Raw genomic sequence first — 22330 nt, 5'->3', positions numbered from 1 at the left:
CGTCAGGTCGTCTCGGGTTCTGGGGATGGTGGCACGGTGAGCTGGACGGAGATCTGCGGCTGGTCGCCGAGCGCTGCCACGAACTGCCGGCACGTGGGGGAGTCGTTGCGTGGGCAGTAGACGAGGCCCTTGAAGCCCACGGACGGACTGGTGTCCTGGGGGATCGTCCCGACCAGCCGGACGAGCAGGTCGCAGCGTTGGGCGGTCGACCGGAAGATGTAGCCGACGCAGTTGGGTTGCGAGGAACCACATCCTCCCCGTACGACCTTGAAGACGTTCGGGGTGAACAGGGGACTGGTGATCTCCACCGCGGTACCGCGCGGGATCTCTCCGTTGTTGTTGGCGATCCAGGACACCTCGGCGCACTGCAGCGTGGGGTCGTCCTCACGCAGCGCGGATCCGCCGCCGACCGGGAGGCGTGCGACGGAGATCGCCGGGTTGCTGTTGCTGCTCGACGAAGCCGGGGTGGTGGGGTCCGTGTCCTCTGGGGTGGGTGCCGGCTCGGGACCGGGCTCGGACGTCGACTGGTCCGACGTCGAGCTGTCGGTCGCCAACCCGCCACCGCCGGAACCGGCACAGGCGACCAGGATCGACGCCAGCAGCAGGGCGAGCAGTGCCTGCAGTGGTCGACGCCCGCTGAGGTCTATGCGGCTTCGCCCGTGGACCAACAGCGGTGCCCGGCTCATATGTTCCCGCCCAGTCCGAGCGCGTGGCTGACCAGTTCCGCTGCCTCGGTTCCGTTGCTCGCATCGATGGTTCGTGCGGACAGGTCCCTGACGATCGCGGAGATCCGGATGCCGCGGTTGGCGACCCAAATCCGTTTGTTCTCAGGGGTGTCGGCGTCGGCGAGGTTGCCGTCGAGGTCGACGAACTGGCCTTCGGTGTTGCGCTGCTGCTCGCTGGCGTGATGGAGGCCGATGAGCTCCCAGCTGTCACTGAGCAGGGGAGCCCCGGATGAGCCGGGTTCGGTGTCGGCGTCGTAGAGCAGGTACTTGGGGTTCTCCACCCCTTGACCGTCGACGAGGGGACCGCTGAAGGTGTTGTTGCGCAGGGTGACTTCGCGGTGCCGCCCCTGGGGGTGCTGGATGACGTTGACCGGCTGGCCCTTCACGATCTTGCCCACCCCGCCGTGCATGGCGATGTAGCCGAACGTCTCGCCCGGGGGCTTGCCCGCGACCGGGGCCACGGCGACCAGGGTGAAGTCCAGGTCGTCGGCGGGGCTGGTGACGAAGCACCGCTCGGGCTGGAGGGCCACCTTCGTGGGCTGGCTCGCGCCGTCCTCGTCCTCGACGTAGCGGAACCAGGCAATGGTGTCCGCCGCGGTCTCGGCCGAGTCGAGGACGTGGTGGTTGGTCATCAAGACCCATGGCGAGACGAGGAAACCGGTGCCCATCTCCATGGCGGTGGTGAGCTTCGCGACGGCTTCGGCACGCTTCGCGCCCGCGCCCAGCCACCACCCCGGCAGGAAGTCGGCGTTCTTGAAGATCCGCTCGAGGGTCTCGTCGACGACGGTCGGCGATGCGTTGCCGGCCACCGGTGCGCCCTGCCGCCTGGCATACGCGACCTTGCGGGCCAACGGCTCGGTCCGCCACGCATCCCGTTTCGCCGACCGCACTGCCTCGATCTGCTCGACCGTGGCCGGCCCGGGCGTGAACGTGGGTTCAGGCAGGGCAGCCGTAGGGTCTGCCCCTTGCGCTGGGTCGGGCAGGGCACTCATGATCGCCATCGCGGCACGCCTCCGTGGTCGTCCTTGCTGCTGGTCGGAGGGGCTTCCCTGCAGATGCCTCAGTATGGGCGCGATGTCGCCCGCTGGGCATCAGCAAGATGACGTAGGGGCGATCGGGCAACGCGCCGCACGAGTCGGACCGCGCGGAGGTCGTCAGCCCGCAGAGACGGCGTGCAGGTGGGTTCGTCGGGGCAGTTCGCGGTCGGGTGGGATCTCGATGTCAGCCCAGCGGGCGCGTTCCCCGGTGGGTGGTCGGTATGCCGGCTGCTCGCCGTCGCGGACCGCTCCGGGTGGAGCGCCGCCCTGCGGGGCGCCGCGTGGGGAGTTGTCGGGTGAGGCGGCAAGCTCAGTTGGAGTCGGTGGTCGGACGGGGAGTCCGTAGCGGTTGGTGACGACCAGGCCGTCGCGCCGGGTGGGGTCGCCGCTGATCGTGACGTCGCCACGGTCGATGGCGTCGTGGTGGAACGGGCAGAGACTGACCTGGTTGTCGACGTCGGTCGCGCCGCCCGATGCCCACTCCTCGAGGTGGTGGATCTCGACGAACCGGGTGGCCGTGCAGCCCGGGAAGCGGCAGCCGCGGTCGCGGTCCTCGATGAGCCGACGCGACCGACTCGGCAGGATCCGCATGGCGCGGCCCACGCTGACCGGCCGGCCATCGGTCTCCCAGACCGGCTGGACCATGCCGTCGGAGAGGAAGCGGCTCAGGAGTCGCTGCGGGATCGCTCCGCCGCCGTTGATCCAGGCGCCATCGGTCGACAGGTGCAGATAGACCCGGTAGTGACTGGACCGGCTGGTCGACGTCACGGTCGACAGCGCCCGGTGGGCGATCTCTTCGAGGGCATCGGCGTACGTGGGACGGTCCGCCCTGGAATCGTGCACCAGCGGGACGACGGACGCCCCCTCGCCACCACTGGAGCCCTGCCCGCTCTTCGTGTCTTCGGGCGGTGCCGCGCCAGTCTGGGCGATGAACAGCGCGTCCTTGGCTTCCTTGAGTGCCTGCTCGACCAATGCCCCGATCGGTGCCGGTGCGCTGTAGCGCAGCTGGAACCGGCCGTCGCGGTCGTAGTGCATGGACAGCTCAGGACGCGCGCAGGCTCGACGTTCCGCGTGGCCCTGTGCGACGGAGGCGTCTGTCGGCGAGCTCGGCTCGTTGGGCTCCGCCGGGTCACCGTCGCCAGGAGGAACGGTGAACGCGTGTCGCGAGACTGCTCGCCGCAGCTGCGGCACCGTCATGTGCACCGCCAGCTCACCGACCGACCGCTGGTGCGACGCGGGCACGTGGTGGGCGACGACAGCGGCCTGGTCCAGCGACAGGGCACCTGTCGCGACCGACCTGGCCATCGTCGGGAGCTCGGCTCGCCGCCGCGCCACCGCGACCACATCTCGCGCGTGCGCCGGCGACAGCCCTGCCCGGACGACGAAGTAGTGCTCGGGGGAGCGGAACCCGCCGTCGCCCCAGTGGTCGCCCTCGATGAGCTCGGCCGCGACGTCGACCAGCTCCGCGTGGGCGCGGTTCAACCGGCCGGCCACGGTCGCGGTGCGCGCCCAGAGGTCGCGCTGGACCTCGTCACGCTGCTCGGCAATCGGGCTGATCGACATGTCGCAATCGTACAGGTGTTCGAACTCCTTCGCAAGCGCCGTAACTGGGAAATTGGTTGCAGCGCAATGGAATTCATCGCAATGGGACTGTCGGTGCCACGTGCTAGGTGAGGTTGGTGCCGTGGTTCGGGAGTCTGCCGACGGAGGCGGTGATGACGTCAATGCCGTCCGCTCCTAGCGCGTCTCAGCGGGCGAGCAGCTCCTCGAACGGCACCGGATCGGCGAACTCGTCGACCCGAGCGGCCCTTGACGCCGACCCAGGCGCCGCGCCGCCGGTGACGAGGTCGGCGAGCTCGCCCGCGGCGACGGTGATGCGGCTCGACAAGCCGGCATCCACGGTGCCGCCCGTGCCCCAGTCCTCAGAGGCCGCGAAGACGCCTGTCGGCACCGTGACCGCCTTGAGGTAGGAGAACATCGGTCGCATGGCGTGCTCGAGCACCAGGGAGTGGCGCGCCGTGCCGGCGGTCGCCGCCATGAGCACCGGGGTGCCGCGCAGGGCCGAGTCGTCCAGGACATCCACGAACGTCTTGAACAGTCCGCTGTAGGACGCCTGGAACACCGGCGTCACGGCGATCACCGCATCAGCGTCGCGGACGGCGTCCAGGGCCAGGCGTAGGCCGCCGGTGGCGAAGCCGGTCAGCAGGGTGTTGGCGAGGTCGTGGGCGTGCTCGCGCAGGTCGACGAAGGTCACCTCCGCCTCGTCGCCGCGTTCGAGCAGGGCGTCCTGGGTGGCGGTGGCCAGCCGCTCGGCGAGCAGTCTCGTGGTGCTGGGCTGGCCCAGCCCGGCCTGCACGACGACGATCTGCCGGGCACTCGTCTGCTGGGAGCTCATCGGGTGACCTCCAGGTCCTGCGTGGCGGGAGTGGTGGCGGAAGTGGTGGCGTGCGTGGCGGGGCGCTCGGTGGCGTGCCTGGTCGCCGCGGCCAGTCGGCTGGCGTGAGTGGGGGCGTCCGGAACGTGGGCCGGCTTGCGCGCAGCCGCGATCTTCCGCAGCTCGGGCACGACCTGGGTGCCCAGGATCTCCACCTGCTCCATCACTGTCCGGTGCGGCAGCCCTGCGTGGTCGAGGAGGAACAGCTGGCGCTGGAAGTCGCCGACGGAGTCGGCCATCGCGGCATACCGCTCGATCACCTGGTCGGGCGAACCCACGGTGAGGGGCGTCTCCCGGCTGAAGTCCTCCAGCGACGGTCCGTGACCGTAGACGGGTGCGTTGTCGAAGTAGGGGCGGAACTCGCGCACCGCGTCCTGGCTGTTGGCTCGCATGAACACCTGCCCGCCGAGCCCGACGATGGCCTGGTCCGCGGAGCCGTGGCCGTAGTGCTCGAACCTGCGACGGTAGAGCGCCACCATCTGCCGGGTGTGGCTCATCGGCCAGAAGATGTTGTTGTGGAAGAAGCCGTCGCCGTAGTAGGCCGCCTGCTCCGCGATCTCAGTGCTGCGGATCGAGCCGTGCCACACGAACGGGGGTATGCCGTCGAGCGGGCGTGGCGTGGCGGTGAAGGACTGCAGGGGCGTGCGGTACTTGCCCTCCCACGTCACGACCTCCTCGGTCCAGAGGCGGCGCAGCAACGCGTAGTTCTCGATGGCCAGCGGGATGCCGTCGCGGATGTCCTTGCCGAACCACGGGTAGACGGGGCCGGTGTTGCCGCGGCCCATCATCAGGTCCACGCGGCCGTCGGCGAGGTGCTGGAGGGTCGCGTAGTCCTCCGCGATCTTCACCGGGTCGTTCGTCGTGATGAGAGTCGTCGAGGTGGACAGCAGGAGCTTGTCGGTCTGCGCCGCGATGAAGCCGAGCGTGGTGGTGGGGGAGCTGGGCACGAACGGAGGGTTGTGGTGCTCACCGGTGGCAAAGACGTCCAGCCCGACCTGCTCGACCTGGCGTGCGAGCTCCACGGTGTTGTTGATCCGCTGGTGCTCGCTGATGGTCGTGCCGGTGGTCGGATCCATGGTCACGTCACCGACGGTGAAGATTCCGAACTGCATCGGGCTCGCGCTCCTCGTGAGTTGGGTGGATAAGTAGTTGCGAATTCAACTACATGAACCGCGAGCCGCCGGGTTTCATTCCGGGCGCAGGCGCCTGTGTCACTCCGGCGTGGCGTCCAGACGCGCGCACGCGCCGGCCTGCTGCCAGAGCCTGAGCAACCGGGCGCTGCTCGCAGCGTCGGGCTCGCGCGGTATGCCGTCCGCGCCGATCAGCATGGGGGTCCAGACGGCCTTGCGCACCGCACTCAACCTGCCGCGCTTGGTGCCGCGGGCGGCATCGACGTCGATCGACAGCGTCAGCACCCCCGAGCGGGCATCCGGCTCGCGGCTGCGCCACCAGACGAAGTTCCCGAACCCGTAGTCGACGTAGGCGCGCCCCAGCCAACCCGCCCCGTTGACGCGGTGCGAGTGTCCGCCCACGACGATGTCGGCCCCGGCGCCCTCGAGCGCCTCGGCGGTCTGGACGGACAGCCGGTCGGGGCACGCCTGGTAGTCCAGGCCCCAGTGCAGGAAGACGACGACGAGGTCGTACTTCGCGGCCGCGGCCGACACAGCCGACCGGAGCCGGTCCACCGGACTCGCACTGGCGATCCCGCCCTTGCCCGGACCCGCCGAGTAGCGCGCGAGCGTCATCTCGAAGACCTCGGAGGCACCGAACACCGCGACTCGGAGCCCCTTGGCCCGCAGGATCGCGGGGGCGAAGGCCTCCTCCTGGTCCTTGCCGATGCCGACGATCGGGACGGGACTCGACATCTTGGCCGCCAGGGTGTCCACGAGTCCCACGGGTCCGTAGTCGACGCCGTGGTTGTTGGCCATGCTCACCGCGTCGATCCCGGCGCTCTTGATCGTGTCGAGCGCCGACGCCGGAGCGCGGAAGTGGAACTCCTTGCCGATCTTGGTGCCGCGCTCGGTGATCGCCGTCTCGAGGTTGACCATGGCCAGGTCCGCTGCACCGAGCGAGGTCTGCAGCTCGTCCAATCCGTGGGGGTCGCGGGCGAGCGGGGCGAGGTAGTCCTCGAAGTGGACGTCCCCGGCGAACGCCATCGTCAGGGTGCCCGGGTCCGAGGCGCGCGCCGTCGTCGTGGGCGGTGCCGGTGTCGTCACCGGAGTCCCACCGGCCGTCATAGAGGCACTCGCGGGCGGCCGGGTGCTCGCAGGACGAGGGGGTGGCGCACCGTCGCAGGCGGCCGCGGCCAGCACCACGGCCAGGGCCGCGACGGGGGCGGCCACACCTGGGGCGAGAGGGCGCATGATCGGTGAGTCTAGGTCGGCCTAGGATCGCCATCGTGGAGGCGGCGACGGGGCACGCATTGTTCGGCGACCTGTACGCCACCCGCCCCGTTGAGGTGCGACACGACCTGGCGTCCCTGGAGTCGGGGTTCTGGGCCGTCGTCGCCGAGTTCGAGGGCGACGTCACCGCCGTCCGCTTCGCCGACGTCACCCGGTATGCCGCGCCCCCGACACCCGCGAGCTGGTCGCCCCTCGAAGGGGAGTGGGAGAGCAGCCTGGACCGGGCGGCATACCTCGACGGGGTCGCGGAGATCCGGGAGCGGATCGCTGCGGGCACGGTCTATCAGGTGAACCTCTGCCGGGTGCTGTCCCACGAGCTCCCCGAGGGCGCTGACCTCGACGGCCTGGCGCGGCTGCTGGAACGGGGCAACCCGGCACCCCACGCGGGACGGATCACGGTGCCGTCCCTCGGCCTGGACGTCGTCTGCGCGAGCCCCGAGGCGTTCCTCCTGCGCGGCGGGGACCGGCTCGAGTCCCGTCCGATCAAGGGAACGGCGACGACTCTCGAGGCGATGCTGCCCAAGGACTATGCCGAGAACGTCATGATCGTCGACCTCGTCCGCAACGACCTGTCGCACGTCTGTCGGGAGGGGACGGTGCGCGTCGACCACCTCTGCCGCCCCGAGGAGCACCCTGGCATGGTCCACCTGGTGTCCGCTGTGTCGGGAGAGCTGCGCCCGGGGGTGGGGTGGCCCGAGGTGATGGCGGCGACGTTCCCCCCGGGTTCGGTGTCTGGGGCGCCCAAACACACTGCGTTGCAGGCCATCTCGGATCTGGAGACCGTGGCTCGGGGGCCCTACTGCGGTGCCATCGGCTGGATCGATGCCGACCGGGGCACGGCGGAACTCGCTGTGGGTATCCGCTCGTTCTGGGCAGAGCGGGACGAGGACGGTCGGCGCTGGCTGCGGTTCGGCACGGGCGCGGGCATCACCTGGGGATCGGACCCCGTCGGTGAGTGGGAGGAGACACGGGTGAAAGCCGCGCGACTCATCGGGTTGGCATCTGGGAGGGTGGAGGCGTGAGCGAGTCATGAGCGACGTCAGGGTGTGGGTCAACGGTCGACTGACCGGAGTGGACGAGCCGTCCATCTCCGCCCTCGACCACGGCGTGACGGTCGGCGACGGGGCCTTCGAGACGGCCAAGGTCGACCATGGCCAGGTGTTCGCCGCGACCCGGCACGCACGTCGGCTGGACCGGACGCTGGCCGGCCTCGGCCTGCCTGCCGCCGACCACGACTACATCGCCCAGGGGGCCAAGGCGGTGCTCGAGGCCGGCGACCAGATCGAGTTCGGCCGGTTGCGCTACTCCGTCACCGGGGGAGCCGGGCCGCTCGGTTCGGACCGTGACGACAGCCCCCTCACCTACATCGTGACGGCGGGTCCGCAGCCGCGGCCGCCCGCCAGCGCCTCGGTCGCGGTGGTGCCCTGGACCCGCAACGAGCGCTCCGCCGTGGCCGGGCTCAAGACCACGTCCTATGCCGAGAACGTCGTCGCGCTCGCGTACGCCAAGGAGCGGGGCGGGATCGAGGCCGTCTTCGGCAACACGCGCGGCGAGCTGTGCGAGTGCACGGGCTCGAACATCTTCGTCGTGGTGGACGGGACGATCCTCACCCCACCGCTCGACTCGGGCTGCCTCGCGGGAATCACGCGGGAGGTCACCATCGAGTGGTGCCGCGAGGACGGCCTGGACGTGCGGGAGCAGACCCTGCCCCTGGATGTCCTGCGCGAAGCCGACGAGGTGTTCATCACCAGCAGCACCAAGGACGTGCTGGCGGTTCACGGAGTCGACGACCGTGCGCTCCAACCCGGTCCGGTCACGGCCAGGGCCGCCGCCGTGTTCGCGCGCCTGTGCGCCGAGCGGATGGACCCGTGAACGAGGGCAGCGACCCACCGTCAGCGGGGGAGTCAGGGGCACCGGACCTGGCCGCACGGGAGGCCGTCGCCGAGGAGCTCGCCGCCGAGGAGGAGTCCGACTGGGAGTGGCGGCGCAAGATCCGGTCCAACCAGCACACGCACCGGATCTACAAGTGGGTCATCGGCATCATCGGCCTGCTGATCGTGGCGGGGGGTGTGGTCCTGCTCCCGTTGCCAGGTCCGGGTTGGGTGATCATCTTCGTCGGGCTGGCCGTCTGGGCGTCGGAGTTCGACTGGGCACAGCGCCTGCTGAAGTTCGCCCGGACCAAGGTGCGCGCGTGGGCCGACTGGCTCGAGCCCAAGCCGCTGTGGGTCAAGGCGCTCGTCGCCCTCGGGACTGCCGCGCTGGTCGGTCTGGTCTTCTACGCCATGTTCCTGGTGTCCGGGGTCCCCAGCCTCCTGCCTGACTTCGCGGAGGACTGGATCAACGGGCTGCCGGGGCTGTGACCCGGCGGGCGGGCCACCCGGCGGGCTGTGGGGCCCGAGAAGCGGCCGGTGACTCCCGGGACACCCCCGGATTTCACCTGATCCGCCCGATCCGGCTATTCTTCGGCAGGCCCGACCGTCACCGCGTGTGACGAGGGCACCTGGACGTGTAGCTCAGTTGGTTAGAGCGTTCGCTTCACACGCGAGAGGCCATGGGTTCGAGTCCCTTCACGTCCACCAGCACGAAGTCATGGCAGCACCCCCGCGGTTCTGGACCGGACGGGGGTGCTGCTTCGACGCTAGGGGAACGCAGGACCCGCGCCCACCGACCGGTGCATGAGCGCCTCTCGGACGCGGGTACTACAGCACTGGATGTAGGCATCCCGGGCATACCATCGCGAGGTGAGTGACTCCCTCAGCGCAACGACCGTCTCCCTGAACGGCGCAGACGGGGCGCAGGTCGAGGCCTATCTCGCCCGTCCGGACGGCCAGCACACCCGGGGCGGCGTGGTGGTCATCCACCACATGCCCGGTTACGACCGGGCCACCAAGGAGATGGTGCGCCGCTTCGCCGAGCTCGGCTACGACACCGTCTGTCCCAACCTGTACTCCCGCGAGGCGCCGGGAGCCGACCCAGCCGATGCGGCAGCCACGGCCAGGGCGCAAGGCGGCGTGCCCGACGAGCGGTTGGTCGGCGACGTCGGTGCGGCCGCGGCATACCTGCGCGCACTCTCGACGAGCGATGGCAGGGTGGGCGTCATCGGGCACTGTTCCGGTGGTCGTCAGGCCGTGCTCGCCGCGTGCCACCTCGACGTGGACGCTGCGGTCGACTGCTACGGCGCCTTCGTCACCGGGGAACCGCCGGCGGGCTACGCCCTGAAGATCACCAACCTGGTCGACCTGCTCCCGTCGTTGGAGGCGCCCCTGATGGGGCTGTTCGGTGTCGAGGACAAGACGCCGAGCCCGGCACACGTCGCCGAGCTGGACAGTCGCCTCACTAACCTGGACAAACCGCACGAGTTCCACTCCTACGAGGACGCGGGGCACGGGTTCTTCGCCGTCGACCGCCCGAGCTACCGGGTCGCCGCGGCCAACGACGGGTGGGAGCGGATCGCCCGCTTCTTCGCCACGCACCTGAGCCCACGGGAGAGCTGACATGTGCACGTACGCCACGGTTTCCGAACAGGTCGACGGCAGTGCAAAGGGGCCCGGTGGCGAGTGGTTCCACGTCACTGATGCCACGGTCTACTACGACCACCCGGTGCACGCGATGGCCGAACACACCCTCAACATCGACCTGGCCGACCCGTCGCGTGGCCCCGGGGCGCGCCTTGCGGTCGAGCTCACTCGTGACTCCGCTGGCCGGCTGGTCCGCGCGATCGAGGCTGCCCTTGCCTCCGCACCCCCGGAGGTCTGACGAATGTCCGCGCAGGTCAACGAGATCCACATCTTCCCCGTGCATGGCGAGCCCGGTCAGGACCTGCAGGGAGCGGTCGTCGAACCCGAGGGCCTGGCCGGTGACCGGCGCAAGAAGGCCGCCGTCCAGGTGGTCGCCGCCGAGGACGTCCGGTCCGACACCCGCGCCAACCTCGTCGTGACGCTGGGCTCGGCCGAGCTGGCCGCCAGCATCGGCAGGGTGCTGCGCGTGGGCGCTGTCGAGCTGGACGTCACCGGCACGGCACGCAACTGCCCGGGCGTGTATGCCGCGGTGCGGCGACCCGGCGAGCTCTTGGTGGGCGACGCGGTGGAGGTCGTGTCCTGAGCCTCGCGGGTGAACGCGAACGGGTAGGTACGTGACGCCGGTCGGTGTCGCGGCATAAGGTCGAATCGTGCTGGGGCTGCTGGATACGGGGACACACGAGCGCGCTGTCCAACGACTCGCGGCGAGCTATCGCGCCATCCCCGCGGATGCGCCGGTCAGGCTGGCCAAGAAGACGTCCAACCTGTTCCGGGCGAGGGACGCCTCGCAGGCACCAGGGCTGGACGTGTCGGGACTCGGGGGTGTGATCGCGGTCGACGTACAGGCCCGCACGGCGGACGTGCAGGGCATGTGCACCTACGAGCACCTGGTCGACGCGACGCTGCCTCACGGTCTCGCGCCACTGGTCGTGCCACAGCTCAAGACGATCACGCTCGGCGGCGCGGTCACCGGGTTGGGCATCGAGTCGACCTCCTTCCGCAGCGGCCTGCCCCACGAGTCGGTGCTGGAGATGGACATCCTCACCGGCTCCGGCGAGATCGTCAGCGCGCGGCCCGAGGGGGAGCACGCCGACCTCTTCCACGGGTTCCCCAACTCCTACGGCACCCTCGGCTACGCCACCCGTCTGCGGATCGCCCTCGAGCCCGTGGAGCCCTTCGTGGCCCTGCGGCACCTGCGGTTCCACGACGTGGAGTCCATGGTCAGCGCGTTGGGCACGATCAGCGACACGGCTGAGCACCAAGGGGTTCGGGTGGACTACCTCGACGGCGTCGTGTTCTCCGCCACGGAGTCCTACCTCACGCTGGGCACCAGGACCGCCCAGCCCGGGCCGGTCAGCGACTACACCGGCCAGCAGATCTACTACCGCTCCATCCAGCACGACTCGCCCGAGCCCAAGGTCGACCGGCTGACCATCCACGACTACCTCTGGCGGTGGGACACCGACTGGTTCTGGTGCAGCCGGGCGTTCGGGGCCCAGAACCCCCGCCTGCGCCGACTCTGGCCGCGCCGCTATCGCCGCAGCTCGTTCTACTGGAAGCTCATCGCGCTCGACCACCGCCACGACATCGCGGACCGGCTGGAGGCGCGCAAGGGACAACCGCCACGCGAGCGGGTGGTCCAGGACATCGAGGTGCCCCTGGGCCGAACCGCCGAGTTCGTCCACTGGTTCCTGCGCGAGATCCCGATCGAGCCGATCTGGCTGTGCCCGGTGCGCAGCAAGGGATCCTGGCCGCTCTACCCCCTCCGGCCGGGCGAGACCTATGTCAACGTCGGCTTCTGGTCCAGCGTCCCACGAGACCCCGACGGGGCGGAGGGTGCCGCCAACCGCCTCATCGAGGAGCAAGTCACCGCCCTCGATGGCCACAAGTCCCTGTATTCCGACGCCTACTACGAGGAGACTCAGTTCTGGAGGCTCTACGGGGGCGACACGTACGCCGCTCTCAAGCGACGCTACGACCCTGACGCACGACTGCTCGATCTCTACTCCAAGGCGGTGCAACGCAAGTGACGATCCTCAGGACGAACCGGTCCGACTCCCACCAGGGGTCGCAGCCTCCCCAGCGACTGTCGATGGCGCAGATCCTCGACGCGGTGTCCGCGGACGGGGTGCCGTTGCGCTTCACGGCCTTCGACGGGTCGGCCACCGGCCCGGCCAACGCGGCATACGGGCTCGACCTCAAGACCCCGCGGGGGGCGAGCTACCTCGCGACCGCGCCTGGCGACCTGGGCATGGCCCGGGCCTACGTCGCGGGCGACCTCGACCTCGTGGGCGTCCACCCGGGCGACCCCTACGAGCTGCTCAACGCGATGGGTGACCTCCACTTCAGGATGCCCCCGCCCAAGACCGCTGCGGCCATTGCCCGCTCGCTCGGCGTCGAGCTGCTCAAGCCTCCGCCGCCGCCCCCGCAGGAGGCGCTGCCACGCTGGCGCCGCGTGGCCGAGGGCCTGCGGCACAGCAAGACCCGCGACGCCGAGGCGATCCATCACCACTACGACGTGTCCAACACCTTCTACGAGTACGTCCTCGGCCCGTCGATGACCTACACGTGCGCCTGTTACCCCCATGACGGGGCCACCCTCGAGGAGGCGCAGGAGAACAAGTACCGCCTCGTCTTCGACAAGCTGCGGCTCGCCGAGGGTGACCGACTCCTCGACATCGGCTGCGGCTGGGGAGGCATGGTCCGGTATGCCGCGCGGCGGGGAGTGCGCGTCATCGGGGCGACCCTGTCGGCAGAGCAGGCGTCCTGGGCGCAGGAGGCGATCCGTCGTGAGGGTCTGCAGGACCTGGCCGAGGTGCGCCACAGCGACTACCGCGACGTGACCGAGACCGGGTTCGACGCCGTGTCGTCCATCGGGCTGACCGAGCACATCGGGGTGCGCAACTACCCGGCCTACTTCGACTTCATCAAGGGGCGGCTGCGCGACGGTGGCCTGCTGCTCAACCACAGCATCACGCGACCCCTGAACCGGCGGATGTCGACGGGAGCCTTCATCGACCGCTATGTCTTCCCCGACGGGGAGCTCACCGGTTCGGGGACGATCATCGCGGCAGCGCAGGACGCCGGTCTGGAGGTGCGCCACGAGGAGAACCTCCGGGAGCACTACGCGCGCACGCTGGCCGGCTGGTGCGCCAACCTCCGCGACAACTGGGACGCCTGCGTCGAGGAGGTCGGGGAGTCCACGGCGCGGGTCTGGGGTCTCTACATGGCTGGGTCGAGGGTGGGATTCGAGCGCAACATCGTCCAGCTCCACCAGGTCCTCGCCGTCAAGCTCGACGACCGTGGGGGAGCGGGACTGCCGCTGCGACCCTGGTGGAACGCCTAGTGGAGCAACGGCTCTCTCTCGTCACCCTCGGAGTCGGAGACCTCGAGCGGGCCGAGCGCTTCTACACAGACCTCGGGTGGGAGCGGGGCAACGACGACACCGAGGTGGTCTTCTTCCAGTGCGGCGGACTGGTCGTGGCCCTCTGGGACCGCGGCGCCCTCGCCGAGGACTCAGCGGTGGAGGACGGCGGTGGATGGGGCGGTGTGACGCTCGCGCTCAACGTCCGCAGCGCGGACGAGGTCGACGAGGTGCTCAGTGACGCAGCCGCCGCAGGCGCGGTCATCGGGCGTCCGGGCGCCGAGACGTTCTGGGGTGGCTACTCGGGAGTCTTCGTGGACCCCGACGGGCACCCGTGGGAGGTCGCGCACAACCCGTTCTGGACGGTCACCGACGACGGCCGCACGCTGCTGCGCGGCTGAAGGCCACGTGCTGCGCGTGACGCCGCACGTGCCGCATCGGCGTCGGCTGCGGGCTCTACGGTAGGAGCATGTACCTGGAGAACCTCGTCTTCGACGCCATCGATCCCCAACGGCTGGGGCAGTTCTGGGAGGCGGTCGTGGGCGGCGAGAGGCTGACCGACGAGCCTGAAGGTTACGAGACGCGACTCACCATCGAGGGTGGCCCGGTGCTCGACCTCTGCTTCCAACGCGTGCCCGAGCAACCCTCCGAACCGCTGAGACTCCACCTGGACCTCCTGGGTGGGACTCGCCAGGCCCGGCAGGTCGAGCGGTTGCTCGGGCTGGGCGCTCGACACCTCGACATCGGTCAGCGCGACGTGCCCTGGGTGGTGCTCGCCGACCCGGAGGGCAATCCCTGCTGCGTCATGGAGGAGCGGGCGGCCTACACCGACACCGGACCCATCGCGGCACTCCCGCTCGACTCCGCCGACCCCGACCGGGACGCGCAGTTCTGGTCCTGGCTGACCGGCTGGACCGAAGTGGTCGGTGTCGCGCCACGGTCCCTGCGCCACCCGTCGCTGCGCGGCCCCCTCCTGGAGCTGTGCCCTGAGGGTGCCCCCAAGGGGACGGCCAAGAACAGGCTTCACCTCGACGTCCGGCTGGAAGCGGGAGAGGACCCCGACGAGGTCGGGGCAGCCATCGCCGAGCGCGGCGGCGACCTGCTCCACACGAACTGGGGCGAGCTCCCGTGGCGCTCCTACACCGACCCGTCCGGCAACGAGTTCTGCGTGCTTCCAGCGCGGTCGTGAGGACCGCCCAGCCGTCAGCCGAGGCTGTGGCGTCCTCGGACGGCTGGCCTGTGGCTCAGCTGCCGACCTCCGCCGTCTGCACCGCCTCCGTGGCGGAGGGAGCCGTCGTCGGGGTCTGGTTCCCGTCCTCGGCCAGCGGTGACAGCAGCTCGGTGCCCAGCCACGCGCGCGGGATGCCGAACGCGTCCACGAGCTCCTGCGCGTGCGGTCGCAGGGCTGCGCAGAGGTCGTTGACGGCTGCCGTGACCTGCTTGCTGCGCGCCGGCGTGATGCGCCCGTRCTCGAGGAACCAGCCCTTGTCGGCCTCGATGGTGCTGAGGGCATAGAGGTCGCACACCCGATCCAGCGTCTGGGCGGCCGCGGGGTCGTCACAGGCGTCGATCGCCGCGACGAACGACTCGAGGATGGTCCGCTCGACGTGGGCGCGGGCCGCCTCGATGACGTGGTCCTGGGCCTGGTTGAAGACGTCGAACAGGTCCGCCCCCGGCTTGCCGGCCTTGCGCAGCCGCAGGGCCAGCGTCTCCAGCAGGTGCTTCTCCCGGTCCTCGAACAGGTCGAGCTGCCAGCCGCGGTCGGTCGGCCCCTTCTCGCTGTCGCGGCCGGGTGCGGTGGCGATGAGGCGCTGGATGAGGCCTCGGGCCGACGTCCGCTCGATGACGGCCCCGGCAAACTGCCGGGCGCCGAACCTGACCATGCCGAACGTGTCGAGGTCGCCGAAGGCGTCGCGGTAGTCGGTGAGCAGGCCCTTGGCCACCAGCTGGAGCAGCACCGTGTTGTCACCCTCGAACGTGGTGAACACGTCGGTGTCGGCCTTGAGCGCCGGGAGCCGGTTGACGGCAAGGTAGCCGGCGCCTCCGCACGCCTCTCTGCAGGTCTGGATCGTCGCTGTCGCGTGGGCCGTGGCGACGGCCTTGATGCCGGCCGCCCGGGCCTCGAGCTCGCGTTGCTGGTGCTCGTCGGGGGCCTCACCGGAGGTCAGCACGTCGTGCATGAGCGACACCAGGTCGTTCTGCGCGACAGCCAGGGCGTAGGACTTGGCCAGCGCCGGGAGCAGCTTGCGCTGGTGCACCCGGTAGTCGAGCAGGATCACCTCGCCGTCGCCGCCGGGAGGGGCGAACTGGCGCCGGTGACCGGCATACGTGATCGCCAGGGTGAGCGCACTGCGGGTCGCCGCACCCGCACCGCCCGCCACGCTGATCCGCCCGCGCACCAGGGTGCCGAGCATCGTGAAGAACCTGCGGGTCTGGTTCTCGATGGGGGAGGTGTAGGTGCCGTGCTCGTCGATGTCGCCATAGCGGTTGAGCAGGTTGGTCCGAGGCACCCGGACCTGGTCGAAGGTGAGCCGGCCGTTGTCGACACCGGGGAGTCCCTCCTTGGCGCCGCAGTCGCCGATGGTCACCCCGGGCATCGCTGCTCCGGAGTCGTCCCGGATGGGCACGAGCACGCAGTGGACGCCGTGGCTCTCGCCGCCGGTGACCAGCTGGGCGAAGACTGCGGCCATCCGTCCGTCGCGGGCGGCGCCGCCGATGTAGTCCTTGCGGGAGCGCAGGTCCGGCGTGTGGACGACGAGCTCGTCGGTGTCGGGGTCGTAGGTCGCCGTGGTGCCGAGCGACTGCACGTCGGAGCCGTGTCCCGTCTCCGTCATCGCGAAGCACCCCGGCAGCGTCGCGTCGATGATCGACGGCAGGTATGCCGTGTGGTGCCGCTGCGTGCCGAGGTTCGCCACCGCGCCGCCGAACAGGCCCCAGTGCACGCCCGCCTTGACCATCAGCGACAGGTCGGCATGGCCCAGCAGCTCGAACGCCGTGACCGATCCGCCGAGGTCGCCGTTGCCGCCCATCGAGGTCGGGAAGCCGCGCTTGGCGTGCCCGGTGGCGGCCAGGGCCTGCACCTGCTCGGCGATCCTGGCGCGGTAGGACTCCAGGTCCAGGGGCTCGGTCGGTGGAGCGAAACGCTCGGGGTCGAGGTCCGTTCGGGCCTCCTCGCGGATCGCCGCCCACCGACCGTCGAGGGTCCTCTGCAGTGCATTGGCGAGCGTGGTCATGAGTCCTCCTGCGTGTCGGGCGCGGGGTCGGCTGGCCAGGCCGCGGACAAGCCGCCCCAGGCAAGGTCGGTCAGGTGTTCGGTGAGCTCCCGGCGGCTCATTGCCGAGTCGGTGAGCCAGCGGTCGGCGGCGGCACGCACCATGCCGACCAACCCGGCGCCCCAGACGGGAGCGGGTGCGCTGCTGCGTCCGGCGCGGTCCAGGGCCTCGGCGATGACCTCGGTCATCTGCGCGGCGATGTGGTCGGTCACCATCGCCGCCGGGTCGCCTGACGGCTTGTCCAGCAGGGGTGCGGTGACGACGAACCGGTAGACCTCGGGATCCTTCTCGACGAGGGTGAGGTAGGCATCGACCGCTCCAGCGACCAGGGCGCGGGGGGAGAGCTCCACGGTGGTGAGATCGCCAGCGGTGACGCCGCCCTCGACGTCGCGAGCCAGGGCGAGGTTGCGCAGGATCAGCGCGTCGACGCTCTCGCAGACTGCGGCATACAAGCCCTGCCGGTCCGTGAAGTGGCGGTAGATCACGGTCTTGGAGGTGCCGGCGACAGCTGCGATGTCGTCCATCCCGACCCCGGCGCCGTGCTGGCGGATCGCGCGCAGCGTGGCGTCGACGAGCTCGCGCCGACGGATCGCCCGGTGCTGGTTCCACCGGGTGTTGCGGCCGTCGGGGCTCGGCGTCGAGGCGTCCGTGGGCGTGGTCACAGGTCGTGACAGTAGCAGGTACTGGGCGTACCTGCTACTGTCCGTATCAGTTACCTGTCCCACAGTCGGACCCACCTCAGGAGTACTCGTGGCCCCCTCGTCAAAGCCCGCCCGCTCGGTCGGCCAGCCCCGCCGCGCTGCCGTCATCGGCGGCAACCGCATCCCCTTCGCGCGGCAGAACGCCGCCTATGCCAAGGCCACCAACCAGGACATGCTGACCGCAGCCATCGAGGGTCTGGTGGCCAGGCACGGGCTTGCGGGGGAGCGGGTGGGCGAGGTCGCTGCCGGCGCCGTGCTCAAGCACTCGCGCGACTTCAACCTCACCCGCGAGTCCGTCCTTGGGTCCAGCCTGTCGGCCCGGACGCCGGCCTACGACGTGCAGCAGGCCTGTGGCACCGGCCTCGAGGCGGCGATCCTGGTGGCCAACAAGATCGCCCTCGGCCAGATCGACTCGGGCATCGCGGGCGGCACCGACACGGCGTCCGATGCGCCCATCGCCGTCAACGAGGGGCTGCGCGAGACGCTGCTGACCCTCAACCGCGCCAAGACGCCCGGGCAGCGGGTCAAAGCCCTGACAGGCCTGCGCCCCGGCCAGCTGGTCCCCGAGATCCCGCGGAACGTCGAGCCGCGCACCGGGCTGTCCATGGGTGAGCACATGGCACAGACTGCCAAGCAGTGGGGGATCACCCGCAAGGCGCAGGACGAGATCGCCGCGGCGTCGCACCAGAACCTTGCCGCGGCCTACGAACGCGGCTTCTTCGACGACCTCGTGACGCCGTTCCTCGGGCTGACGCGCGACCAGAACCTGCGCGCCGACTCCACCGTCGAAAAGCTCGCCAAGCTCACTCCGGTCTTCGGCAAGGGGGAGGGCGCGACCATGACGGCGGGCAACTCGACGCCGCTCACGGACGGAGCCTCCGCCGTGCTGCTCGGCTCCGACGAGTGGGCTTCAGAGCACGGGCTCCCCGTCCTCGCGCACCTGGTGGACGCACAGACCGCAGCCGTCGACTACGTCACCGGCAACGAGGGACTGTTGATGGCCCCGGCCTACGCGCTGCCGCACCTGCTCGAGCGTCAGGGGATGAAGATTCAGGACTTCGACCTGGTCGAGATCCATGAGGCCTTCGCCGCGACCGTGCTCACGACCCTGGCGGCCTGGGAGAGCGAGGAGTTCTGCCGCGACCGGCTGGGGCTGGACGCGCCGATCGGGGCCCTGGACCGCACGAAGCTCAACGTCAACGGCTCCTCCCTTGCCGCTGGACACCCCTTCGCCGCGACCGGCGGACGCATCGTCGCCTCGCTCGCCAAGATGTTGCACGAGCGGGGACCCGGCGCGCGCGGCCTGATCTCGGTCTGCGCCGCCGGTGGTCAGGGCGTCATGGCGATCCTCGAGGCCGCCTGATGGCCGGCACCTACGCCGGCATCGTCAACAGCCGCGTCGGCACGAGGCTGGCGGCTCAGCTCGGCCTGCCCCGCCCCGCACGACTGCGCAGGTATGCCGTGGGAGCGCCACTCATCGACGGCCCCGTCCTCGTCGGCGGCCTGGGCGCCGCACCAGTGGCGGCGCGAGTCCGCGACCTGCTCAAGCTCGAGGGGGTCGACGCCGTGGACGAGCTGCCGTCCGGCGGCCGTGTCGCGGCTGTCGTCGCCGACCTGACCGAGGCCCGGGAGCCCGCCGACCTCGAGGTGCTGCGGGCTCTCGTGGGCCCGGCGCTCAAGGGTGTCCAGCCGAGCGGCCGGGTCATCGTCGTGGGTCGGGACCCCCACGGCGCCGGCACTTTCGCCGAGGCCGCCACGCGACGAGCGCTCGAAGGGATCACGCGCTCGATCGGCAAGGAGCTGCGGGCCGGAGCGACCGCCAACCTCGTCCTCGTCGACGGGGGGTCGGACGCCAACGTCGACGCAGCGGTGCGGTTCCTGCTGTCCGGCCGAGCGGCATACGTCGACGGTCAGGTCGTTCGAGTCGGTGGCGGCGCGCCCAAGGAACCTGAGGACTGGGCGAAGCCGCTGGCGGGCAAGGTGGCCGTGGTCACCGGTGCGGCCCGGGGGATCGGTGCGTCCATCGCCGACGTGCTTGCGCGGGACGGCGCGACCGTGGTCTGCATCGACATCCCGGGTGCGGGGGACTCGCTGGCCAGGACCGCCAACCGGGTCGGGGGCACCGCCCTCCAGCTCGACGTGACCGTCGCTGACGCGGGGCAGCGGATCCTCGACCACGCCACTCGCCGGCACGGCGGCCTCGACATCGTCGTGCACAACGCCGGCATCACCCGTGACAAGCTGCTCGCCAACATGGACGAGGCGCGCTGGGCCTCGGTGCTCGACGTCAACCTCGGTTCGATCCTGCGGATGAACGAGGTCCTCCTCGGGGACGGCGGCGTACGCGATGGTGGCCATGTCGTGCTGGTGTCGTCCATCGCCGGCATCGCCGGGAACCGCGGGCAGACGAACTACGGAGCCTCGAAGGCAGGAGTGATCGGACTCGTCGACGCGATGTCTGCGGACGAGGCGCTTCGGGCGCGGGGCATCACGGTCAACGCGGTGGCGCCGGGCTTCATCGAGACGGAGATGACGGCCAAGGTGCCGTTCGCGACGCGCGAGGTGGGGCGGTTGCTCAACTCGCTCAGCCAGGGTGGGCTGCCGGTGGACGTTGCCGAGACGATCGCCTGGTTCAGCCAGGACGCCAACGCCGGGGTCACCGGCAACGTCGTCAGGGTCTGTGGCCAGAGCCTGCTGGGCGCCTGACATGACCGTCCGGACATTGACCGAAGCCCCTTCACTGGCACCACTGTTCGCCAAAGCGGCGCTCACCCAACGAGGTCGGGGCGGTGAGCTGCCCGACACGGTCTGGCGCCGGGAGGGAGTGGTGGTGGACCGCGACCACCTCCTCGCCTACGACAAGGTGTGCGGGTTCACCGGAGGCGACGTCCTGCCGCACACCTATCCGCACGTGCTGGGCTTCCCGCTCCAGGTCGCGCTGATGGCAGATCGGTCCTTCCCCCTGCCACTGCCGGGTCTGGTGCACCTCGAGAACCAGATCACGCTCCACCGGCGCCTCACGGCAGACGACCCCCTGACCATCTCTGTGCACGCCGAATGCCTGCGACCGCACCCCAAGGGGCGCCTGGTGGACCTGGTCACCGAGGTGGACGTCGAGGGCGTGCGAGTCTGGGACGGTCGAAGCACCTACCTCCGGCGCGGCAGCGGCGACGTGTCCGCGCCGCGGGCACAGGACGCGCCGAGCCTGCCGCAGGGTGGGCCCGCTGGCGTCATCCGCGTCCCCGAGGGACAGGGGCGGGCGTATGCCGCGGTGTCCGGCGACGTGAACCCGATCCACCTGCACGCCTTGAGCGCCAAGGCGATGGGCTTTCCCCGAGCCATCGCGCACGGCATGTGGACTGCGGCCCGCACCCTGGCGGTCCTCGGGCAGCGGTCGACCGAGCCCTCGACGACGCACGTCTGGTTCGCCAAGCCGGTGCTGCTGCCGAGCACGGTCGAGGTCGTCGTCGATGATGCCGGCGCCACCGTCGTCGCCGGGCTGCGCTCGACCCGCGACCCGTCGACCACACACCTGATGATGTCGTTCGCGTCGGGCCACCACGCGCGCTGAGGGGCGATCGGGCGGGAGCGGTCGGCCCGGTTCGTCATGCGTTGACGTCCCCTCTAGTGTCGGAGGATGGAGACTCCCGCCGACCGGCGGCCGCCGGCGTCGTGGCTGTACACGGTTCGCGAGGACGCGGCTGGGTGGGTCCGAGCCGGACGCGAGGCCGTGCGGCATGCCGGCCCTGAGCGTGACACGGCCCTGCTGATGGCCAAGGCCGCTCTGGCGACGGTGCTCGCCTGGCAGTTCGCGGTGCGAGTGCTGCACAGCCCGTCACCGTTCTACGCGCCCATGGCGGCGCTGCTCGTCGTCGACCGGACGATCTTCCGGTCCCTGTGGGCGAGTGGTCAGAGAGTCCTGGCGGTCGTCGTGGGGATGAGTGCCGCGTGGCTCGTGGGATCGCTGGTCGGCGTGCACTGGTGGACGATGCTGCCCGTCCTCTACCTGGGGCTGCTCATCGCTCGGTGGCGTCGCCTCGGGGACCACGGGATCCAGGTCCCGACGATGGTGCTGCTGTCCCTGCTGACCGTCGGCGGGACCGATGTGGAGTTCACGTACCTCACGATCGTCGAGACCCTGGCCGGTGGTGTCATCGGCGTGCTCACCAACGCGATCGTCCTGGCCCCTCTGCACATCCAGCAGCCGCGGGAGCAGATCCGCGCGCTCACCGGCCGGGTCTGCCAGCTGCTCAACGACATCGCCGCGGGACTGCGAGACGGCTGGGACAGCGACATGGCGCACCAGTGGTACGACACCAGCACCGACATCATCCAGCTGGCGCCCCGCATCCAGAGCGAGATCGAGACCGGGCGGGAGAGTACGAAGTTCAACCCCCGTGACAACCTGCACGGGCTGGAGGTCGACTGGGTCGGCTACTCCCACACCGTGGAAGCGATCCGGCGCAGTCAGTGGCAGCTGTCCGGGATCGCCCGGACGCTCGTGGACGCCGCGGACGAGGAGGAGAGCCAGCCGGCACCCAGCCAGCGCTTCCTCGAGAGCTATGCCGAGGCCCTGGACGAGATCGCCGGTGCGATCGGCCACTTCGGACTGCCCGAGGACGCGGAGCGGGAGGCTGTCGCCACCTACCTGCGCTCCGCGGAGGAGATCCTCGCCCGACTGGGCAACGAGGTCCGCACCAGCGAGCTCGAGAACCCCGAGGCGTGGCCCGCCTACGGCGCCATGCTCCTCGACGCGCAACGGCTCATCCGCGAGCTCGAGGTACGAAGCCACCAGGCCGTGATGCCGACCGACAGCGGACCCATCCGGAAGCCTCCACGCCGGATCGTCGGGCTGTGACCCAGACGCAGACCCGCCG

Annotated in this window: 22 protein-coding genes and 1 tRNA gene; 15 read left to right on the top strand and 8 right to left on the bottom strand. The window is 70.4% G+C overall.

Annotated elements, in window-relative coordinates; genetic code table 11:
• Positions 1-2 precede the first annotated feature (2 nt).
• The 6 genes from AC1DXJ_RS02465 to AC1DXJ_RS02440 all read right to left on the bottom strand — a co-directional run bounded on the left by AC1DXJ_RS02465 (position 3) and on the right by AC1DXJ_RS02440 (position 6559).
• A complete protein-coding gene (locus AC1DXJ_RS02465) occupies positions 3-686 on the bottom strand; it encodes a hypothetical protein (RefSeq protein WP_477613050.1) in 684 nt (227 codons plus the stop codon).
• Positions 683-1726: a trypsin-like serine peptidase gene (locus AC1DXJ_RS02460; RefSeq protein WP_477632198.1), complete on the bottom strand. Its 1044-nt coding sequence runs from the start codon at positions 1724-1726 to the stop codon at positions 683-685. Before AC1DXJ_RS02460 ends, AC1DXJ_RS02465 begins: the two co-directional genes overlap by 4 nt.
• Positions 1727-1879: 153 nt before the next feature.
• Positions 1880-3325, bottom strand: coding sequence for an HNH endonuclease signature motif containing protein (locus AC1DXJ_RS02455; protein WP_477632197.1), 1446 nt, complete (start codon positions 3323-3325; stop codon positions 1880-1882).
• Between the two features lie 184 nt (positions 3326-3509).
• Positions 3510-4157, bottom strand: coding sequence for an FMN reductase (locus tag AC1DXJ_RS02450; RefSeq protein WP_477632196.1), 648 nt, complete (start codon positions 4155-4157; stop codon positions 3510-3512).
• Positions 4154-5308 (bottom strand): LLM class flavin-dependent oxidoreductase, encoded by a 1155-nt coding sequence (locus AC1DXJ_RS02445; RefSeq protein WP_477636290.1) that lies wholly within the window; start codon positions 5306-5308, stop codon positions 4154-4156. The genes AC1DXJ_RS02450 and AC1DXJ_RS02445 overlap by 4 nt, the downstream gene beginning before the upstream one ends.
• A 99-nt stretch (positions 5309-5407) precedes the next feature.
• Positions 5408-6559, bottom strand: a complete 1152-nt coding sequence (locus AC1DXJ_RS02440) for a CapA family protein (protein ID WP_477632194.1) — start codon at positions 6557-6559, stop codon at positions 5408-5410.
• Positions 6560-6594: 35 nt separating this feature from the next.
• Between AC1DXJ_RS02440 and AC1DXJ_RS02435 the strand changes: the two genes are divergently transcribed.
• The 11 genes from AC1DXJ_RS02435 (at position 6595) to AC1DXJ_RS02385 (ending at position 14669) form a co-directional block, all read left to right on the top strand.
• Positions 6595-7620 (top strand): chorismate-binding protein, encoded by a 1026-nt coding sequence (locus tag AC1DXJ_RS02435; RefSeq protein WP_477632193.1) that lies wholly within the window; start codon positions 6595-6597, stop codon positions 7618-7620.
• 7 nt (positions 7621-7627) lie between these two features.
• Positions 7628-8470, top strand: coding sequence for an aminotransferase class IV (locus AC1DXJ_RS02430; RefSeq protein ID WP_477632192.1), 843 nt, complete (start codon positions 7628-7630; stop codon positions 8468-8470).
• Entirely contained in the window at positions 8467-8958 is a 492-nt protein-coding gene (locus tag AC1DXJ_RS02425) for a TIGR02611 family protein (RefSeq protein WP_477632191.1), read from the top strand. The genes AC1DXJ_RS02430 and AC1DXJ_RS02425 overlap by 4 nt, the downstream gene beginning before the upstream one ends.
• A 142-nt stretch (positions 8959-9100) precedes the next feature.
• A tRNA-Val gene (locus AC1DXJ_RS02420) sits at positions 9101-9177 on the top strand.
• 162 nt (positions 9178-9339) lie between these two features.
• Complete coding sequence (locus AC1DXJ_RS02415) at positions 9340-10092, top strand: dienelactone hydrolase family protein (RefSeq protein WP_477632190.1); 753 nt, start codon at positions 9340-9342, stop codon at positions 10090-10092.
• Between the two features lies 1 nt (position 10093).
• The gene (locus AC1DXJ_RS02410; protein WP_477613040.1) at positions 10094-10354 is read left to right on the top strand and encodes a DUF6295 family protein; all 261 of its coding nucleotides are present in this window, start codon (positions 10094-10096) and stop codon (positions 10352-10354) included.
• 3 nt (positions 10355-10357) lie between these two features.
• On the top strand, positions 10358-10699 hold the full coding sequence (locus tag AC1DXJ_RS02405; RefSeq protein WP_477613039.1) for a hypothetical protein: 342 nt from the start codon (positions 10358-10360) through the stop codon (positions 10697-10699).
• Between the two features lie 67 nt (positions 10700-10766).
• Positions 10767-12146, top strand: coding sequence for an FAD-binding oxidoreductase (locus AC1DXJ_RS02400; protein ID WP_477636289.1), 1380 nt, complete (start codon positions 10767-10769; stop codon positions 12144-12146).
• Complete coding sequence (locus AC1DXJ_RS02395; protein WP_477636288.1) at positions 12143-13462, top strand: class I SAM-dependent methyltransferase; 1320 nt, start codon at positions 12143-12145, stop codon at positions 13460-13462. The genes AC1DXJ_RS02400 and AC1DXJ_RS02395 overlap by 4 nt, the downstream gene beginning before the upstream one ends.
• Complete coding sequence (locus AC1DXJ_RS02390; protein WP_477636287.1) at positions 13462-13881, top strand: VOC family protein; 420 nt, start codon at positions 13462-13464, stop codon at positions 13879-13881. The genes AC1DXJ_RS02395 and AC1DXJ_RS02390 overlap by 1 nt, the downstream gene beginning before the upstream one ends.
• A 68-nt stretch (positions 13882-13949) precedes the next feature.
• Positions 13950-14669 carry a VOC family protein gene (locus tag AC1DXJ_RS02385; protein WP_477636286.1) on the top strand — a complete coding sequence of 240 codons (720 nt, stop codon included), beginning with the start codon at positions 13950-13952 and terminating at the stop codon, positions 14667-14669.
• 55 nt (positions 14670-14724) lie between these two features.
• On the opposite strand, the gene AC1DXJ_RS02380 is transcribed toward AC1DXJ_RS02385, so the two are convergent.
• Entirely contained in the window at positions 14725-16713 is a 1989-nt protein-coding gene (locus tag AC1DXJ_RS02380; RefSeq protein ID WP_477636285.1) for an acyl-CoA dehydrogenase family protein, read from the bottom strand.
• A complete protein-coding gene (locus AC1DXJ_RS02375; RefSeq protein ID WP_477636284.1) occupies positions 16710-17414 on the bottom strand; it encodes a TetR family transcriptional regulator in 705 nt (234 codons plus the stop codon). Before AC1DXJ_RS02375 ends, AC1DXJ_RS02380 begins: the two co-directional genes overlap by 4 nt.
• A gap of 88 nt (positions 17415-17502) precedes the next feature.
• Between AC1DXJ_RS02375 and AC1DXJ_RS02370 the strand changes: the two genes are divergently transcribed.
• The 4 genes from AC1DXJ_RS02370 (at position 17503) to AC1DXJ_RS02355 (ending at position 22311) form a co-directional block, all read left to right on the top strand.
• Positions 17503-18816 carry an acetyl-CoA C-acetyltransferase gene (locus tag AC1DXJ_RS02370; RefSeq protein WP_477636283.1) on the top strand — a complete coding sequence of 438 codons (1314 nt, stop codon included), beginning with the start codon at positions 17503-17505 and terminating at the stop codon, positions 18814-18816.
• Positions 18816-20159 carry a 3-oxoacyl-ACP reductase gene (locus AC1DXJ_RS02365; RefSeq protein ID WP_477636282.1) on the top strand — a complete coding sequence of 448 codons (1344 nt, stop codon included), beginning with the start codon at positions 18816-18818 and terminating at the stop codon, positions 20157-20159. Before AC1DXJ_RS02370 ends, AC1DXJ_RS02365 begins: the two co-directional genes overlap by 1 nt.
• 1 nt (position 20160) lies before the next feature.
• A complete protein-coding gene (locus AC1DXJ_RS02360) occupies positions 20161-21024 on the top strand; it encodes a MaoC family dehydratase (RefSeq protein WP_477636281.1) in 864 nt (287 codons plus the stop codon).
• Positions 21025-21090: 66 nt separating this feature from the next.
• Positions 21091-22311, top strand: coding sequence for an FUSC family protein (locus tag AC1DXJ_RS02355; RefSeq protein ID WP_477636280.1), 1221 nt, complete (start codon positions 21091-21093; stop codon positions 22309-22311).
• Positions 22312-22330: the final 19 nt, after the last annotated feature.

Source organism: Pedococcus sp. P2_D9 (genome assembly GCF_056404275.1).
This window is presented reverse-complemented; position numbering and strand designations above follow the sequence as displayed.

Excerpts from the sequence above, each read along its gene's own strand:
- AC1DXJ_RS02465 (WP_477613050.1), bottom strand. The coding sequence starts at position 686 with ATGAGCCGGGCACCGCTGTTGGTCCACGGGCGAAGCCGCATAGACCTC.
- AC1DXJ_RS02460 (WP_477632198.1), bottom strand. The coding sequence starts at position 1,726 with ATGGCGATCATGAGTGCCCTGCCCGACCCAGCGCAAGGGGCAGACCCT.
- AC1DXJ_RS02455 (WP_477632197.1), bottom strand. The coding sequence starts at position 3,325 with ATGTCGATCAGCCCGATTGCCGAGCAGCGTGACGAGGTCCAGCGCGAC.
- AC1DXJ_RS02450 (WP_477632196.1), bottom strand. The coding sequence starts at position 4,157 with ATGAGCTCCCAGCAGACGAGTGCCCGGCAGATCGTCGTCGTGCAGGCC.
- AC1DXJ_RS02445 (WP_477636290.1), bottom strand. The coding sequence starts at position 5,308 with ATGCAGTTCGGAATCTTCACCGTCGGTGACGTGACCATGGATCCGACC.
- AC1DXJ_RS02440 (WP_477632194.1), bottom strand. The coding sequence starts at position 6,559 with ATGCGCCCTCTCGCCCCAGGTGTGGCCGCCCCCGTCGCGGCCCTGGCC.
- AC1DXJ_RS02430 (WP_477632192.1), top strand. The coding sequence starts at position 7,628 with ATGAGCGACGTCAGGGTGTGGGTCAACGGTCGACTGACCGGAGTGGAC.
- AC1DXJ_RS02410 (WP_477613040.1), top strand. The coding sequence starts at position 10,094 with ATGTGCACGTACGCCACGGTTTCCGAACAGGTCGACGGCAGTGCAAAG.
- AC1DXJ_RS02405 (WP_477613039.1), top strand. The coding sequence starts at position 10,358 with ATGTCCGCGCAGGTCAACGAGATCCACATCTTCCCCGTGCATGGCGAG.
- AC1DXJ_RS02385 (WP_477636286.1), top strand. The coding sequence starts at position 13,950 with ATGTACCTGGAGAACCTCGTCTTCGACGCCATCGATCCCCAACGGCTG.
- AC1DXJ_RS02365 (WP_477636282.1), top strand. The coding sequence starts at position 18,816 with ATGGCCGGCACCTACGCCGGCATCGTCAACAGCCGCGTCGGCACGAGG.
- AC1DXJ_RS02360 (WP_477636281.1), top strand. The coding sequence starts at position 20,161 with ATGACCGTCCGGACATTGACCGAAGCCCCTTCACTGGCACCACTGTTC.
- AC1DXJ_RS02355 (WP_477636280.1), top strand. The coding sequence starts at position 21,091 with ATGGAGACTCCCGCCGACCGGCGGCCGCCGGCGTCGTGGCTGTACACG.